We start from the raw sequence: 17,078 nt of genomic DNA on the forward strand, positions 1-17,078 counted from the left end.
GCTGCCGATGCCGCGCGTGAAGCAGGTCGACCGCCTGATCGCGACCAGCGTGCTGAGCACGCTCGCCATCGTCTGGCTCATTCTGGTCGGCTTCGACACACTAGGCCAGTTCCTCCGGCAGCTCGGCCATGTCGGCGATCACGGCTACACCCTCAGCAAGGCCGCGATCTACATCGCCGACACCATCCCGCGGCGCATGTACGAACATTTTGGCAACGCGGCGCTGATCGGCGGTCTGCTCGGACTGGGCGGTTTGGCCGGCAGCGGCGAACTGACGGCGCTGCGCGCGGCAGGCATGTCCAAGCTGCGCATCGCCGTCTCGGTGACAGCGGTGGTCGCCGTGCTGACGGTGGCGGTGATGCTGATCGGCGAGACTCTGGCTCCGGCCGGCGATCAGCGCGCGCAGGCCATCCAGCTGGCACTGCATTCGGACAACATCGGCCTGACTACGCGCAGCGGCCTGTGGGCGCGCGACGGCGACGACGTGGTCAACGCCAAGCGCGCGCAGGCGGTGCGCGTAGACGGGCACCAGCGCGTGCAGCTGGTCGACGTGCGCGTGTTCAGCTTCGACGACAGCGGCCAACTGGTGAAATTCCGCCGCGCCAAGAGCGCCGAGAACAACGGTCGCGACTGGACCCTGAAGGATCTGCGCATCAGCACGCTGGACGCCGATGGCGTGCACAGTCACGAGGTTGCCTCGGTGCCGTGGAAGACGCATCTGGACGCGCGCGTGCTGGAGCAGTCCATCGTGCATCCGCAGTATCTGTCGATGCGCGATCTCTACGCCAACATGCAGTACCTGCGCGCCAACGGCCAGAATCCGGGCGCCTACGCGGTGTCGTTCTGGTCGCACGCGCTGTATCCGCTGAACGTGCTGGTGCTGGTGCTGTGCGCGATGCCGTTCGCCTTCGGTGCGCTGCGCTCGGGCGGTCTCGGCAAGCGCCTGTTCATCGGCGTGCTGCTGGCCATCGCCTGGTACTTCCTGCAGCAGTCGATGACCAACTTCGGCACGGTCTACGGTCTGTCGCCAATGCTGGCGAATTTGCTGCCGGCCATGGTGCTGGTGATTGTGGCGACGCTGTACTTCCGCCGGCACGGCTAGCGTCCCCGAAAACGGTGGGGCCCGTCCGTAACGCGGAACGATTCGATCGAATCCTGAAAGGTCGCGGTTTCCGCGCGGCGCGGAAAGGTTCAGTTCTTCGGGGCAGGCCGATACACGATCCAGGTGCCGGCGAGCATGTCGTGCAGCGCGCGATGCCGGCGGTCGAACAGGGCCGGAAGCAGGAACAGCGCCCAGGCGGCGAACGGCGCGATCATTGCAGCCACCGGACCGGCGAACGGTGCGATGGACAGCAGCAGCAGCGGCGTGGCGAGTATCGCGAAGCGCAGGATTGAGCGGCGCAGGTCGGGTGCCGTGCCGGCGTCGGTACGCAGATAGAGGCGCCAGGGGCGCATGCCCAGGCTCTGTCCGCCGCGCGTCCACGAGATCAGGAAGTACGCCGCCGGCGCCAGCAGCAGTGCAGCGCGGTACCACGCGGCGTGCGGATCGAGCTGGCCGCGGGTGATCAGCAGGCAGACCATGTCGGTCACGAACAGGATCGCCAGCACCGCCAGCAGTTCGTAGACCAGGGCTAGCAGGCGCCGCCAGAACGGCGCGGGCAGCTCGGAGGAGCGGGTCGTTTCATTCATAGGCTTGCGCCGGGTGCGTGCTTGCATCCAGCATCGCGGTCATGACGGACAAGACCGACAGTATCGCCGATGTGGACCGCGACAGCATCGATGTTTTCATCGAACGACTGTGGTCGGAGGACGGCCTGGCCGCGCGCACGCTGGATGCCTATCGACGCGATCTGGAAGGACTGGCGCGCTGGCTGAATGGGCATGGCACCCATCTGGACACAGCGGGGCGTGCCGATATTTCCGGGTATCTCGGCGCGCAGCGCGTGTCCGCACGCAGCATGGCGCGGCGACAGACCACGTTTCGCCGCTACTACGCGCATGTGGCGCGGCATCGCCCCGGTTTCGAGGACCCGACGCTGATGCTGCAGCGCCCCAAGCTACCGCGAAGTCTGCCCAAGGCGCTGGCCGAGCGCGAGGTCGAGGCGCTGCTCACCGCGCCGGACGTGACCACGCCGCTGGGCTTGCGCGACCGTGCCATGCTGGAGCTGATGTACGCCTCCGGTCTGCGCGTGTCGGAGTTGGTCAACGTGCCGATTGCGGGCCTCAATATGCGCCAGGGCGTGCTGCGCGTCACCGGCAAGGGCGACAAGGAGCGTCTGATTCCGGTCGGCGAGACCGCGCTCGACTGGATCGAGCACTACTTGAACGAAGCGCGCCCCGAACTGGCGCGCGGACGACAGCCGGTGGCGCTGTTCCTGTCCAACCGCGCCGCGGCGATGAGCCGGCAGATGTTCTGGACGCTGGTCAAGCGCTACGCGATGCAGGTCGGCATCGCCGCCAAGCGTATTTCCCCGCACGTGCTGCGGCATTCCTTCGCCACGCACCTGCTCAATCACGGCGCGGACCTGCGCGCCCTGCAGATGCTGTTGGGGCACAGCGCGCTCAGCACCACACAGATCTACACGCTGGTCGCGCGCGAGGGACTCAAGCGGCTGCATGCCCAGCATCATCCGCGCGGGTGATGCCGCGTGACGGCCGGCGTGGCCCGCGTCGCGTGGTCCCGCCACGATGGCGGGGGGGGGGGCACCAGAACAGCTTGGTGGGTGCTAGGGGGCGGGCAGTGGCTCTGCTTTGTGCTGCAGGGTTCGTTGAAACGCTTCAGCGGCGTGCGACAATGCAGTTCCTTTCCGGCGCGTATGCATCCTGTCGACGTTTGCGCGCGGCTTGTCGAGTGAGAAGCTTCATGGTCCGCAAAATTCTGGTTGTCGCGTTTTTCCTGTCGTCTTTCGCTGCCATCGCCGCGGCGCCCGCATCCGGTCCTGCGACCAAGGTGGTGGCGCACGCGCTGGCCCGTCTGGCGCCGGATGCGAAACCGACCCAAGTCGGGCCGGCGCCGATGCCCGGCTTCTATCAGGCCCTGGTGCACGGCAAGATCGTCTACGTCAGTACCGACGGCAAGTACGTGATGGCCGGTCAGCTGTTCGATGCGGACCAGTCGCGCAATCTCACTGAAGCGAACATGAAGGTGATTCGCCGGCAGGCGCTGGCGACGGTGCCGGCCAGTGATCGCGTGATCTACGCGCCGCCGCACCCGAAGTACACGGTGACCGTGTTCACCGATCTCGATTGCGGCTACTGCCGTGTGTTCCACCAGCACATGGCGGCCTACAACGCCGAAGGCATTGCGGTGCAGTATCTGTTCTGGCCGCGTTCGGGCCTGAAGGCCGTGCCCAGTGGCCGCGATACGCCGTCCTACGCCAAGGCCGTCTCGGTCTGGTGCGCCAAGGACCGCAAGAAAGCCTTCACCGAGGCCAAGGCCGGCGAGTCCATCAAGTCGGCGACGTGCCCCAATCCGGTGGCGCGCGAGTACCACCTGGGTCAGCGCATCGGTGTGGACGGCACGCCCACGATCATCGCCGAGGACGGTTCGGTGATCGGCGGTTATCTGAACCCGAGGCAGCTCCTGCAGGCGGTGCGCATGGTGCGTATCCAGCAGACGCCGGCCGGCACGGACCCGAAGGCCGCCGCGCAGCGCTGAGCTTGCGGCACGATTCAATCGTGCCGTTTGTCGCAGGGTGGTGTTGGCCGCGACGGGACTCCGGTAGAATGGCCGTTTTCCTTTGCGCAGCAAGCACATGATTGCTCTCGACGGGCACAGTGCCCTTTCCCCGTTTCGCCTCGACCAGATCAACGCCCGACTCGGCGCCATCCAGCACGGGTTGCGTGTTCGATCAGCCTGGTTCGTCTACTTTGTCGAGACCGGACCGGCGCTCGACGAAGAAGCGCTGGCGCATTTGCGCGGCGTGCTGGCGGCGAAGGAGGACGATCCGGCCGATGCCTCGCTCTGGGTGACGCCCCGCCTGGGCACCATTTCGCCGTGGTCGAGCAAGGCCACCGACATTGTGCGTGAGGCCGGGCTGGACGTGGTCCGCGTCGAGCGCGGAGTGGCTTATCTGATCGATCATCGGCCCGAGGCGGGCAGCGACGACGAGCGCGCGATGCTCGCGCAACTGCACGATCCGATGACGCAATCGGTGCTGTCGGATCGGGACGAGGCCGAAGGCCTGTTCCTGCACGGCCAAGCCGGCCCGCTGGCTCGCGTCGAGTTGGGCGAGGCGGCGCATGATGCGCTGATCGCCGCCAACCGCGAGTTGGGCCTGGCGCTGGCCGACGACGAGATCGACTATCTGGCCGCTCGCTACGCCGAGATGGATCGCGATCCCAGCGACGCCGAGCTGATGATGTTCGCGCAGGCCAACTCCGAGCACTGCCGGCACAAGGTCTTCAACGCCACCTGGAGTGTCGACGGCGATCCGCAGACGGTCACGCTGTTCGGCATGATCCGCAACACGCACGAGAAGTCGCCGGCGCACACGCTGTCCGCGTATTCGGACAATGCCGCAGTCATCAGCGGCGGCGTGGGCAAGCGCTTCTTCGCCGATCCCGAGGACGGCGTCTGGCGCATGACCGAAGAGGACATCGACTTCGCCATCAAGGTGGAGACGCACAACCACCCGACCGCGATTGCGCCATGGCCCGGCGCGGGTACCGGTGCCGGTGGCGAGATCCGCGACGAGGGCGCGACCGGCCGTGGCGGCAAGCCCAAGGCTGGCCTGACCGGCTTCTCCGTGTCGCATCTGCGCATTCCCGGTCTGCCGCGGCCGTGGGAGAACGAGCGGCCGTTGCCGGCGCGATTCGCCACCGCGTTCGAGATCATGCGCGATGGCCCGCTGGGTGCGGCCGCGTACAACAACGAATTCGGTCGTCCGTGCCTGGGTGGCTACTTCCGCACCTTCGAGACCGAGAACGGCAAGCCCGGCGTGCGCCGTGGCTACGACAAGCCGATCATGATCGCCGGCGGTCTGGCCAACATCCGTCGCCAGCATGTGGCCAAGGGCCAGGTGAAACCGGGTGACAAGGTCGTCGTGCTGGGCGGGCCGGCGATGCTGATCGGTCTGGGTGGCGGCGCCGCTTCGTCGATGGCCGGCGGCAGCTCCAGCGACGAACTCGACTTCGCCTCGGTGCAGCGCGACAACCCGGAAATGGAGCGCCGCTGCCAGGAAGTCATCGACCAGTGCTGGGCGCGCGGTGAACACAATCCGATTGTCAGCATTCACGATGTCGGTGCGGGCGGCCTGTCCAACGCCATTCCCGAGATCCTGCATGACGCCGACCTGGGTGGCGACATCGATCTGTCGAAGATTCCCTGCGACGACCCGTCGTTGACGCCGATGCAGGTGTGGTGCAACGAGTCGCAGGAACGCTATGTGCTGGCGGTGCGACCGGACGATCTGGAGATGCTGGAGGCGATCTGCCTGCGCGAGCGCTGCCCGCTGGCCGTGGTCGGCGAGGCCACTGCCGAGGAACATCTCCGCGTGCATGATCGCAAGCGCGACATCCGTGTGATCGATCTGTCCATGGACATGCTGTTCGGCAAGCCGCCGCGCATGCACCGTGATGCCACCCGCTGCAAGCCGCGCGTGGACCTGGTGCCGGACCTGTCCGGCATCGAGCTGGGCGAGGCGCTGAGCCGCGTGCTGCGCATGCCGGTGGTCGGCAGCAAGTCGTTCCTCATTACTATCGGCGACCGCAGCGTCGGCGGCCTGTGCGCACGTGATCCGATGGTTGGTCCGTGGCAGGTGCCGGTGGCCGACTGCGCCGTGACCCTGCTCGATTTCGACGGCTATGCCGGCGAGGCGATGGCGATGGCCGAACGCGCGCCGGTGGCGCTGCTGTCCAGCGCCGACGCCGCGCGCATCGCGGTCGGCGAGGCCATCACCAATCTGGCGGCCGCGCCCATCGGTGATCTGAGCAAGATCCGTCTGTCCGCCAACTGGATGGCGGCGGTCAACCATGCCGGCGAGGATGCCGCGCTGTTCGACGCCGTGGAAGCGGTTGCCATGGAGCTGTGCCCGCAGCTGGGCCTGTCCATTCCCGTCGGCAAGGATTCGATGTCCATGCAGACCGTGTGGGACGATCCGGAGGCCGGCGAGCAGCGCACCGTGGCGCCGGTTTCGCTGGTGGTCACCGGTTTCGCCCATGTCGAGGACGTGCGCAAGTCGCTGACGCCGCAGCTGCGGATGGATCAGGGCGACACGGATCTGTGGCTGATCGACCTCGGCGGCGGCCGCGACCGTCTCGGCGCGTCGGCGCTGACCCAGGCGTTCAACCGCGGCGGTGGCGTGCCGCCCGATCTGGACGATCCGAAGCGCCTGAAGGCGCTGTTCGACCTGGTGCAGGAAGCCAACGCCGCGGATCTGGTGCTGGCCTACCACGACCGTTCCGACGGTGGCGTGATCGTCACCCTGCTGGAAATGGCCTTCGCCGGGCACTGCGGTCTGGAAATCCAGCTGGAAGGCTGGGCCGATGCCACGCTGCGTGCCCTGTTCAACGAGGAGCTGGGCGCCGTGCTGCAGGTGCCGCGCGCGCAGCGCGAGGCGTTCGAGGCACTGCTGGACAAGCACGGCCTGAGCGAACTCGGCCACTGCATCGGCGAGCCACGCCAGAAGCTCGGCATCAAGCTGTTCATGGGTACCGACGTGTTCGCCAAGTGGAACTGGCAGGAACAGTTCAACGCCTGGACCGAAACCAGCTACGCCATGCAGCGCCTGCGCGACAACCCGGATTGCGCGGACGCCGAACGGGAATGGCGCATCGACGACAGCGATCGCGGCATCCGTCCGTCGGTGAGTTTCGATCCGGCCGAGGATGTGGCCGCGCCGATGATCGCCACCGGCAAGCGTCCGCGCGTGGCGATCCTGCGCGAGCAGGGGGTCAATGGTCAGGTCGAGATGGCGGCGGCCTTCGACCGCGCCGGCTTCGAGACCGTCGACGTGCACATGTCCGATCTGCTCGCGAGTCGCCGTTTCCTTGACGCCTTCAACGGACTGGCTGCATGCGGAGGCTTCTCCTACGGTGACGTGCTGGGCGCGGGACGCGGTTGGGCCACGACGATTCTGTACAACGACCATCTGCGACCGCAGTTCGAGCGCTTCCTCGCCGACGGTTCGCGCTTCGCCCTGGGCGTATGCAATGGCTGCCAGATGTTCTCGCACCTCAAGGACATCATTCCGGGCGCCAAGCACTGGCCGGAGTTCCTGCGCAACACGTCCGAACAGTACGAAGCGCGTCTGGCCACCGTGGAAGTGCTGAACTCCGACAGTATTTTCCTGCAGGGCATGGCCGGCTCCCGCATTCCCGTGGTGGTTGCGCACGGCGAGGGGCGCGCCGACTTCCCGCTTTCGTGCAGCCCGTCGAAGAGCCATGGCTGTCTGCGTTATGTCGATGATCGCGGCGCGCCGACAGAGCGCTATCCGCTCAATCCGAACGGTTCGCCGGGCGGCTTGACTGGCTTCACGGCTGCCGACGGTCGCGTGCTCATCATGATGCCGCATCCTGAGCGCGTGTTCCGCAGCGTGCAGATGTCCTGGCGGCCGCCGGAATGGGGCGAGGATTCGCCGTGGATGCGCATGTTCCGGAACGCTCGCGTCTGGGTCGACTGAGTGCCGGGGAACTGACGTCACTATTGCCGGTCCAGTATGTCGGTCTCTGCAGAACGGTGCTGCGTCTGGCTGTCCGTGCATTCGGCACGGCAAATGCGGCGGATTCGCGGTGCTTGCGGTGCTTGCGGTGCGTCCGGATTGGCTCTGCGGGCATGCAGGCGGTAGCATTCATGTCGCCGCAGGCAATCCATGAATTGATGACACGCGGCTTGGCCGGGACAGGATGCAAAGCGCCATGCAGAAAGGACTGACCAGCATCATCATCGTCACCGCCGACAGCGGCCCCACGACACGGGCATGTGTCGCGCGGGCGCTGGACAGCGACGTCCCCGTCGAAGTCATCCTGGTCGACAACGGTTCCAGCGATGGCGAACCCGAAGCCATTGCCCGCGCGCGCAGCGAGGACCATCGCCTGCGCGTCGTGTACAACCGCGCCAACCTCGGCTTCGGTGCGGCCGTGAACCACGGCGCTAGGCAGGCCGAGGGCGATCATCTTTTGATCCTCAATCCCGACTGTCTGCTCGAAGCCGATACCGTGAGCCGTCTTCGCGAAGCGCTGGATTCGCATTTGCAGGGCGGGCTCGTCGGGGCAGTCATCTGTGATGAAGAGGGCGAGATCGATCCGGCTTCCCGCCGCCGCGATCCGCTGCTGCACCGGGCGCTGGCGACCATGCGCGGCCGCGATCGCGGCGATGGCGAGCATGCACGCGAGGGCGTCTACGTGTACGGTGCGATGCCGGAAGGCGTCACCGAGGAAGAAGCCGTTTCAGGGGCGCTGATGCTGCTCAAACGCCGCGTTTTCGAGCGTGTCGAGGGTTTCGATACCGGTTATTTCCTGCACTGCGAGGACCTGGATCTGTGCCGTAGAGTGCGGGATGCGGGGTACGAGGTCCTGCTGGCCGGCCAGGTGCGGGTGGTGCACGCAGGCGGAAGTTCCAGTCGTCACCGCCCGGTATTCGTCAGTCGGCACAAGCACGCCGGGATGTGGCGCTGGTTCCGAAAATTTGACCCGGCAGCGCGCAACCCGTTCACGGCGCTGTTCGTGTGGAGCGGCTTGTGGGCGCATTTCCTGCTCGGCGTGCCGAGGCTCATCGCTTCGCGCCGATCATCTGGCTGAGTCGCGTCAGAGGCGTACACTTCGGTTCTGTTTCCGGAGGGCGCCGTCATGAATTCCACTCGATTGATTCTTTCGTTGTCGATCGCGTTCGCGATCTGTGCATGGCCCTTGGTGTCGGTGGCTGCATCGCCTTCTTCGCCTGCGCCCGCACCTGCACCTGCACCGCAAAGCTGGAAAGACCTGCTCAACCAGATCAAGGGCAAGGCCGCTACGACTTCGACGTCCGACCTGTCGCAGAGCGAAGTCGTCGGCGGTCTCAAGGAAGCGCTGGCCAAGGGAACCACCCGTGCGATCCACACGCTTGGCCGCAAGGATGGCTTCTGGGGCAACCCCGGTGTGCGGATTCCTCTTCCGGGCAAGTTGCAGGAGGTCGCCAAGATTGCGCGTCAGCTGGGTCAGGGCGACAAGGTCGACGCCTTCCAGCTGAGCATGAATCGCGCTGCGGAGAAGGCCGTGCCGCAAGTCGCCGACCTGTTCGGCGACGCCATTCGCCAGATGACCCTCAAGGACGCCCGCGGCATTCTCGGCGGCGGCGATCATGCCGCCACGGACTACTTCCGCCGCGTCGCCGGCCCCAAGCTGGTCGAGCGCATTCGACCCATCGTCGCCAAGGCCACCGACAGCGTGGGTGTCACCAAACGCTACAAGGCGCTGATGGCCGGTTCGAGCGGCGGCACGCTCGGGTCGGCGCTGTCCCTGCTGGGCAGGTCCGGGCAATCGAAGGACATGGATCTGGACCGTTACGTGACCGACGAGGCCCTCAACGGTCTTTTCAAGACGATCGGCAGCGAGGAGAAGTCCATTCGCGACAATCCTGCGGCGCGGACGACCGATTTGCTCAAGAAGGTGTTTGGGCGCTGATAGCAGGAAAGCAAAGACTGCGACCAGGATGTCCGATATGGAATTGCTACGCGATAAGCCGAAGTACGAACTCGTGCTTGGATTCTTGTCGAGCCTGCACAGAGATTGGGGGTGGCAAGAAGTCGGTGGTTTGCTCGGCAGTATGTGGCTCTTGAACGATGGGAAATGTATGGGTCCTGCCTTGTCCGGGGATTGGGAAGCCTTCGTCACGAGTCGGGATGCGGAGACAAATTCCGGCAGGATCAAGACTGAGGGAAGCGTTGCTTTCCGGGCCATGCTCTTCTTTCTTGAGCGCATACACGAGGCAGACCGGAATGTCAGCTTGACGGATGTCATCGAGCATATGGCGCTGCCAAGCGGAGAGCCGGTCCATACCGATTACGCCAGGCTGTGGAATGTATCCTTGGAGGATGTGGTGATCCGAGGGCGTGTGCCCGAATCACAGAGTGTTCTAAAGGAAGGCGTAGGGTACGAAATCCGGCGGAGATGATATTGGCTGTACGGGTACTGCAATCTACACAAGCGACCTGCTGGCTGTATTGACGATTGGAGAGATGTCGTGATTCGCGAAATCCTCAAGATGGGCGATCCGCGCCTGCTGCGCATCGCCGAGCCGGTCGAGGTGTTCGATACGGCGGAGCTGCACGAATTGGTGGCCGACATGTTCGACACCATGCAGCATGCCGGTGGGGTGGGCCTGGCAGCGCCGCAGATCGGCGTGAACCTGCAGGTGGTGATCTTCGGTTTCGAGCACAGTGCACGCTATCCGGAGGTGGCGGCGGTGCCGCGCACGGTGCTGCTGAACCCCGTGCTCACGCCGTTGTCTGAGGAAATGGAAGAAGGCTGGGAAGGTTGCCTTTCGGTGCCGGGACTGCGCGGGGCGGTGGATCGCTACAAGCGCGTCGCCTATACCGGGTTCGATTTGGCGGGCATGCCGATCGAGCGCGAGGCTGAGGACTTTCACGCGCGCGTGGTGCAGCATGAGTGCGATCATCTGATCGGCCGGCTGTATCCCTCGCGGATCACCGATTTCAGCAAGTTCGGCTTCATCGACGTGCTGTTTCCGGACCTGGATCCCGCGCTGGAAGCCTGAATAGCCCGCGAAAGCTGCGGAATCGGCCACAGCCTGCAAGGCGGCGAGGGGGACAGCCTCGCGCTGTTCGCCGCCATGTGATACCTATGCCTGCTGCGGTTTTCGCAAGCAGGATGCCTTGCCGTCGTGAAGGCGGCTTCGGGGAGGATGTAGGAATGTCGGCAGCTGCACTGCCATCAACGGATGCGGGAACCCGCTCCGACAGCAACACCCATCAGGCGCGCGTGTGCGCGTTGCTGGTCGAGCGCGGCTCCCTGAAGGAGGCTGATCTGGGCCGGGCGCGCCGTCTGCACGAGGAGGCGCCGGAAGGCACGCTGACCGCCTTGCTGGCCCGCCTCGGGCTGGTGTCCGAGCGCAATCTGGCCGAAGCCTGGGCCGAACTGCTGGGCGTGCCGATGCTGGCGGCCGCCGATGCGCCGGAAATGCCACCGGCTGACGTGGACGTGTCGGTGCGCTTCCTGCGGCAGCATCACGTGGTGCCGGTCGCGGCCGAGGGCGAAGGCGTCCTCGGCCTGATGGTGGCCGATCCCGGCGACCCGTATCCGGCGCAGGCCGTGGCGCTGGCGACAGGTCGCGAGATCGCCCTGCGCGTGGGCCTGCGCAGCGAGGTCGATGACCTGATCGAGCGCTACTACGGCCAGGGCCGCTCGGCCATGGGCACCATCGTCGAGAACATGGAAGGCGTCGCCTCGGACGAAGAAGATGTCGAGCATTTGCGCGACCTGGCCTCCGAAGCGCCGGTCATCCGTCTGGTCAATCTGGTTATCCAGCGCGCCGTCGAGCAGCGTGCGTCGGACATCCACATCGAACCATTCGAGAGCCGCCTGAAGGTGCGCTACCGCATCGACGGCGTGCTGCACGAGGTCGAAGCGCCGCCGGCCAGCTCCACCGCCGCGGTGATCAGCCGCGTGAAGATCATGGCGCGGCTGAACATCGCCGAGCGCCGCCTGCCGCAGGACGGCCGCATCATGCTGCGCGTGCAGGGCAAGGAACTGGACTTGCGTGTGTCCACCGTGCCGACCAGCTTCGGCGAGTCGGTGGTGATGCGTATTCTCGACCGCGAGGCGGTCGTGTTCGACTTCGCCAAACTCGGCTTCACCGACGATTTCACGCGCCGTTTCACCGACGTGCTGGAGCGCCCGCACGGCATCCTGCTGGTCACCGGCCCGACCGGTTCGGGCAAGACCACGACGCTGTACACGGCGCTGTCGCAGATCAACACGCCGGACGTGAAAATCATCACCGTCGAGGACCCGGTCGAATACCAGCTCGAGGGCATCAACCAGATCCAGGTGAAGCCATCGATCGGGTTGGACTTCGCCGGCGCGCTGCGCTCCATTGTGCGTCAGGATCCGGACGTCATCATGATTGGCGAGATGCGCGATCTGGAAACCTGCCGCATCGCCATCCAGTCCGCGTTGACCGGCCATCTGGTGCTGTCCACGCTGCACACCAATTCGGCCGCCGGCGGCATCACCCGCCTGCTCGACATGGGCGTGGAGGATTACCTGCTGACCTCGACCATCAACGGCATCCTGGCGCAGCGTCTGGTGCGTCATCTGGACACGGAGCTGGCCGAGCCCTACGAAGCGCTGCCGGAAGTGGTCAAGCAGTTCGAGCTGGAGCGGTTCACCGACGAGCGACCGATCCGCCTGTGGAAGCCGGGTACCAGCGAGTCCAATCCGACCGGCTATCGCGGCCGTCAGGCCATCGTCGAGTTCCTGACCATGAGCGATCCGCTGCGCCGTCTGGTCATGCAGCACGCCTCCGACGCCGACATCGAGCGCGCCGCGCGCGAGGAAGGCATGCGCACCATGTACGAGGACGGTCTGGCCAAGGCCGTGACCGGCGCGACCACCATCGAGGAGGTCCTGCGCGTGACGCAGGAAGGCTGAGATGGCGCAGTTCCGCTATCGCGCGATCAGCGCTTCCGGCGAGGTGCTGCAGGGGCAGATGGAGGCGGCCAGCGTCGAGGACGTGGTGGTGCGCCTGCAGGACCAGGGGCACACGCCGCTGGAAGCCAAACCGGCCGATGCTAACGGCGGCGCGCCGATGTTCGCGTCGCTACTGCAGCGTGGCCCGTTCACGGGCGATCAACTGGCGCAGTTCACGCATCAGCTGGCGACGCTGCTGGGAGCGGGACAGCCGCTGGACCGTGCGCTGGGCATTCTGCTCGATCTGCCCGAGGGCGAACGGGCGAAGAAGCTGGTCGAACGCATTCGCGAGCGGGTGCGCGGCGGCGGCACGCTGTCGCAGGCGCTGGACGAGGAGCACGGCGCGTTCCCGCGCCTGTACGTGAGTCTGGTGCGCGCGGGCGAGGCCGGCGGTTCGCTGGACGTCACGCTGCGTCGTCTGGCCGATTATCTGGAGCGCGCACAGGCGCTTCGTTCCAGCGTGGTCAACGCGCTGATCTATCCCGCTTTCCTGATGGTCGGCGTGGTCGGTTCGTTGCTGCTGCTGCTGACCTACGTGGTGCCGCAGTTCGTGCCGATCTTCGCGGACATGAATGTGCCGATTCCGCTGATGACCAAGATCGTCCTCGGCATCGGCAACGTGATGCAGAGCGGCTGGTGGCTGATGCTTCTGCTGCTGGTCGGCGGCATCTTCTTCCTGCGCATGCGTCTGCGCGATGTTGAAGCGCGCCGCACCTTCGATGGCTGGCGCCTGCGCATGCGGGTGCTCGGGCCGGTGCTGCTGAAGGTCGAGACCGCGCGCATCGCGCGGACGCTGGGCACGCTGCTGAAGAACGGCGTGCCGATGATGACGGCCCTCAACATCACCCGCCAGGTGACCCGCAACACCGCTTTGGAAGCGGCGCTGGTGAAAGCGGCGGAGGCGGTCAAGGGCGGTGCCGGACTGGGCGTGGCCCTGGCCGAATCCAAGCAGTTTCCGCGCCTGGCGCTGCAGATGGTGCAGGTCGGCGAGGAGGCCGGCGCCATCGACGACATGCTGTTGAAGGTGGCGGACACCTTCGACGTCGAATCGAAGCGTTCCATCGATCGTTTGCTGGCGGCCCTGGTGCCGACGCTGACGGTGGTGATGACCGTCATGGTGGCCTTCATCATGGCGGCGATCCTGATGCCGCTGTTGAGCCTGACCAGCAACATCGGTTGAGACATTCATTTGCAGAACGAGGAGTTCAGATGAGCAAGCAAGCGATGCAACGGATGCGCCATCCACGAGCCATCCGCAGTGGTGGTTTCACCCTGCTGGAAATGCTGGCCGTGATCGTGCTGATCGGCATCATCGGCACCATCGTCTACACCCAGGTCGGCAAGAGCCTGGACAAGGGCAAGTACGGCGCCGGCAAGGCGCAGCTGACCGCGATCGACACCGCCATCCAGCGCTACGCGATGGACAACGGTTCCGCACCGCCGAACCTGGACGCGCTGGTGACCAAGCCGTCGGGCGCGTCGGACTGGCTGGGTCCGTATCTGAAGGCCAAGCAGCTGAAGGACCCCTGGGGACATGCCTTCGGCTACAAGGTGCCGGGCGACCACGGCGACTACGACGTGATTTTCTACGGCCATGACGGACGTCCGGGCGGTTCCGGCATGAACAAGGACGTGGGTAACTGGGAATGATCCACGCGCGGTTCCGTGGACCGGCCGCCGGATCCGTAGGGGTCCGGCCGTTGCGCGCCCGGAACCGCCGTTCGATAAGGCCGGATGCTTCCGGCTTCACGCTGCTGGAAATGCTGGTCGTCATCATCCTGATCAGCATCGCCGCGACGGTGGTGGCGATCTCCGTCACCCGTGGGCTGACCTCCGCGCGCATCCGCAGCGCCAGCGCCGATCTGGCTGCGGCGCTGCGCTACACGCGGGCGCAGGCCATCGTTCACGGCAAACAGGAGACCCTCACCGTCGATGTCGCGCAGCACATCTACCAGGCGCCGGGGCGGCCCAAGGTCGAGCTGCCGAAAGGTATGGCGCTGGCCCTGACCAGCGCCGTCGAGGACCGCATCGATCAGCATCGCGGGCGTATCCGCTTCTTCCCCGACGGCAGTTCCACCGGTGGGCGCATCACGCTCAGTCACGGGCAGCGCGAATGGCACGTCAACGTGGCCTGGCTGACCGGCAGCGTGGCCGTGGTCGAGACGCGGGCCGGAGGCTGACATGCGTCGGGCACGCCAGCGAGGTTTCACGCTGATCGAGGTCATTGCGGCCATTCTGTTGCTGTCGCTGGCGTTCGCCGCGCTGCTGACGACGATGGGCAATGCCACCCGTCTGGCCGTCAACGCCGATGCGCACACGCGTGCCGCGCTGTGCGCGCAGTCGGCGATGGACAGCGCGTTCGTGCTGGAGCCGATTCGCGCAGGCGTGACCCAGGGGCGTTGCGACAAGCTGTTCCACTGGCAGCTTCAGGTGCGTCGCTGGCAGCCCCGGAATCCCGGTAGAACGCCGGTACAGCTGGACATGTTCCGCCTCGACCTGACCGTGTCCTGGAAGCAGGGCGGGCATGTCCGTCGGGCGCAGTTCAGCACGCTACGCGCGCAGGACCAGGGCCGGTTCGTTCAGTCGGGGACGCCATGATGAGCATGCGTCGTCGTTCGCGCATAGAAGGATTTACGCTGCTGGAAGTGCTGGCAGCGATGGTGCTGCTCTCGCTGCTGCTGCTGGCGGTGTGGTCGGGCATCCACTCCGCGACGATGAGCGTGCGTTCCGGACAGCGTTTCGTCGAACGCACGGATGCGGTGCGCTCGACGCAGGATTTCCTGCGCCGCGAACTGGCACAGGCTGTGCGTCAGCCTTGGGCGGCCAACGACGATGGCAAGGCCATCGTGTTCACCGGTGGACCGGACAAGCTGCAGTATGTCGCGCCGCTGCCCGGCTATCTGGGCAAGCTGGGTCCGCAGTTGCAGACCGTCGAACTGGTGCCGGAGAAGGGTGGGCACGGCTATCGGCTCCAGGTGTCGTTCTCCCTGCTGCCGCCGGACGGTTCCAAGCCGAAGAAACTGGGCAAGCCGCAGGTGCTGCTGACTGGCATCCGCGACGGACGGTTCGATTTCCGCGGCTACGACCGGTTGCGCAAGCCAACGAATTGGATGTCGCGCTGGGAGGATACTGATCGCACGCCGGCGCTGGTGCGGCTGGATCTGAAACTGGACAAGGGCAGCTGGCCGGAACTGGTGGCGCCGATCCGCGTCGACGCCAGCGCGGTCGCCGGCACCGGCGGTCTGCTGCGGCGGATTCTGCGTCCGCAGGCGGGGCAGCGATGAGGCGCCGGCACGCACAACGCGGGGTCGCGCTGCTGGTGGTGCTGTGGGCCACGGCGCTGCTGACCATCATGCTCGCCGCCTATGCAGTGACCACGCGCACCGAGGGCCTGCAGGCACGCTACCAGTTCGACCAGACGCGCGCGCGCTACGCTGCCGAGGCGGGCATCGCGCGCGCCGTGTACGGGTTGCGGGAATCCGACCCGAAGCGCCGCTGGATTGCCGATGGGCGGCCGTACACGTTCCAATTCGACAACGCCAAGATCAAGGTGACGCTCCACGACGAAAGCGGCAAGATCGATCTCAACGCCGCGACGCCGCAGTTGCTGACAGGGCTGTTTCATGCGGCGGGCCTGGATCACGACAAGGCCGAGGCATTGAGCGAGGCGGTGCAGGACTGGCGCGATGCCGACGACGCCACGCGCCCGAACGGTGCCGAGCGCGCACAGTATCGCGAAGCCGGTCGCGACTACGGGCCGCGCAACGGTCCCTTCGTCACCATAGAGGAACTGCAGATGGTGCTGGGCATGAACGCGGCGCTGTATACCCGGATTGCACCAGCGATCACGGTTTGGTCGGGACGCAACTCGCCGAATGTCGGTAGCGCTCCGGCGCTGGTGCTACAGGCGCTTCCCGGCATGGACGCGGAGAAGGCGAGTCAGTACATCCAGCTGCGCCAGCAGCGCAACAGCTCGGCGCAGCCTGCGCCGACCGGCATCATCGGCGGCATGACCGCGATGGGAGGCGGCAACGGCAATACGCAGGACATCCACGCCGTAGCGACGCTGCCCAACGGCGTGCGCGCCGCGGTGGACGCGGTCGTGCGCTTCGGTGGGGCGCCCTCCGGCGGCGCACCGTACCGCGTGTTGCACTGGCGGTATGGCGAGGCCGGTCAGGCATCGTCGGATGCCCGTGGGGCGTCCCGTGGCGGGCCGGTGCGCGGCAAGGATGCGACTGGACCACAGGGCGCAGGCGGTCTGCGCCTCGGCGCACGCTGACCGAAAGTCTTTCAGGACGTTGTGGAACTGTGCGCTATGCTGCGTGGGCCCACCATCCATGGTGCGCGAAAAGGAGGTGATGCGGCGTGAAAGCCATCCTGACATCCACCGTGGAGAGGCCATGGGTTGTCCCGTCGAGTGTTCGATGGGAATGCGGCGAGCGATGCGGAAA

16 protein-coding genes are annotated in these 17,078 nt (G+C 66.1%); 15 read left to right on the forward strand and 1 reads right to left on the reverse strand.

The features are described 5' to 3' along the window. Position 1 precedes the first annotated feature (1 nt). Positions 2–1,102: an LPS export ABC transporter permease LptG gene (gene lptG, locus BTJ49_RS05940; protein WP_113064585.1), complete on the forward strand. Its 1,101-nt coding sequence runs from the start codon at positions 2–4 to the stop codon at positions 1,100–1,102. Positions 1,103–1,191: 89 nt separating this feature from the next. Here the strand turns inward: lptG and BTJ49_RS05945 are convergent, their stop codons facing one another. Further along, entirely contained in the window at positions 1,192–1,689 is a 498-nt protein-coding gene (locus tag BTJ49_RS05945) for an RDD family protein (protein ID WP_168184680.1), read from the reverse strand. 41 nt (positions 1,690–1,730) lie between these two features. On the opposite strand from BTJ49_RS05945, the gene xerD reads away from it, so the two are divergent. The 14 genes from xerD (at position 1,731) to BTJ49_RS06015 (ending at position 16,906) form a co-directional block, all read left to right on the forward strand. Next, the gene (gene xerD, locus BTJ49_RS05950; protein WP_113064586.1) at positions 1,731–2,642 is read left to right on the forward strand and encodes a site-specific tyrosine recombinase XerD; all 912 of its coding nucleotides are present in this window, start codon (positions 1,731–1,733) and stop codon (positions 2,640–2,642) included. 221 nt (positions 2,643–2,863) lie between these two features. Continuing rightward, positions 2,864–3,658, forward strand: coding sequence for a DsbC family protein (locus tag BTJ49_RS05955; RefSeq protein ID WP_113064427.1), 795 nt, complete (start codon positions 2,864–2,866; stop codon positions 3,656–3,658). A 97-nt stretch (positions 3,659–3,755) separates the two neighbouring features. Next, positions 3,756–7,622 (forward strand): phosphoribosylformylglycinamidine synthase, encoded by a 3,867-nt coding sequence (gene purL, locus BTJ49_RS05960; RefSeq protein ID WP_113064587.1) that lies wholly within the window; start codon positions 3,756–3,758, stop codon positions 7,620–7,622. Between the two features lie 235 nt (positions 7,623–7,857). Next, complete coding sequence (locus BTJ49_RS05965) at positions 7,858–8,739, forward strand: glycosyltransferase family 2 protein (protein WP_193568398.1); 882 nt, start codon at positions 7,858–7,860, stop codon at positions 8,737–8,739. A gap of 48 nt (positions 8,740–8,787) precedes the next feature. Then, entirely contained in the window at positions 8,788–9,600 is an 813-nt protein-coding gene (locus BTJ49_RS05970) for a DUF4197 domain-containing protein (RefSeq protein ID WP_113064429.1), read from the forward strand. A 37-nt stretch (positions 9,601–9,637) separates the two neighbouring features. Next, on the forward strand, positions 9,638–10,090 hold the full coding sequence (locus BTJ49_RS05975; RefSeq protein ID WP_146742287.1) for a hypothetical protein: 453 nt from the start codon (positions 9,638–9,640) through the stop codon (positions 10,088–10,090). Positions 10,091–10,159: 69 nt separating this feature from the next. Further along, a complete protein-coding gene (gene def, locus BTJ49_RS05980; RefSeq protein ID WP_113064431.1) occupies positions 10,160–10,693 on the forward strand; it encodes a peptide deformylase in 534 nt (177 codons plus the stop codon). Positions 10,694–10,848: 155 nt separating this feature from the next. Beyond that, on the forward strand, positions 10,849–12,588 hold the full coding sequence (gene gspE, locus BTJ49_RS05985) for a type II secretion system ATPase GspE (RefSeq protein WP_113064432.1): 1,740 nt from the start codon (positions 10,849–10,851) through the stop codon (positions 12,586–12,588). A 1-nt stretch (position 12,589) separates the two neighbouring features. Further along, entirely contained in the window at positions 12,590–13,807 is a 1,218-nt protein-coding gene (locus BTJ49_RS05990) for a type II secretion system F family protein (protein WP_113064433.1), read from the forward strand. Positions 13,808–13,836: 29 nt separating this feature from the next. After that, positions 13,837–14,277, forward strand: coding sequence for a type II secretion system major pseudopilin GspG (gspG, locus tag BTJ49_RS05995; protein WP_255420370.1), 441 nt, complete (start codon positions 13,837–13,839; stop codon positions 14,275–14,277). Between the two features lie 50 nt (positions 14,278–14,327). Further along, positions 14,328–14,807, forward strand: a complete 480-nt coding sequence (locus BTJ49_RS06000) for a GspH/FimT family pseudopilin (protein WP_255420371.1) — start codon at positions 14,328–14,330, stop codon at positions 14,805–14,807. A gap of 1 nt (position 14,808) precedes the next feature. Then, positions 14,809–15,225, forward strand: coding sequence for a prepilin-type N-terminal cleavage/methylation domain-containing protein (locus BTJ49_RS06005; RefSeq protein WP_113064435.1), 417 nt, complete (start codon positions 14,809–14,811; stop codon positions 15,223–15,225). Next, a complete protein-coding gene (locus BTJ49_RS06010; RefSeq protein ID WP_343125519.1) occupies positions 15,225–15,911 on the forward strand; it encodes a prepilin-type N-terminal cleavage/methylation domain-containing protein in 687 nt (228 codons plus the stop codon). Before BTJ49_RS06005 ends, BTJ49_RS06010 begins: the two co-directional genes overlap by 1 nt. Then, positions 15,908–16,906: a type II secretion system protein GspK gene (locus BTJ49_RS06015; RefSeq protein WP_113064436.1), complete on the forward strand. Its 999-nt coding sequence runs from the start codon at positions 15,908–15,910 to the stop codon at positions 16,904–16,906. Before BTJ49_RS06010 ends, BTJ49_RS06015 begins: the two co-directional genes overlap by 4 nt. Positions 16,907–17,078 lie beyond the last annotated feature (172 nt).

The sequence above is a fragment of the Oleiagrimonas sp. MCCC 1A03011 genome, from assembly GCF_003267965.1.
Lineage (GTDB): Bacteria > Pseudomonadota > Gammaproteobacteria > Xanthomonadales > Rhodanobacteraceae > Oleiagrimonas > Oleiagrimonas citrea.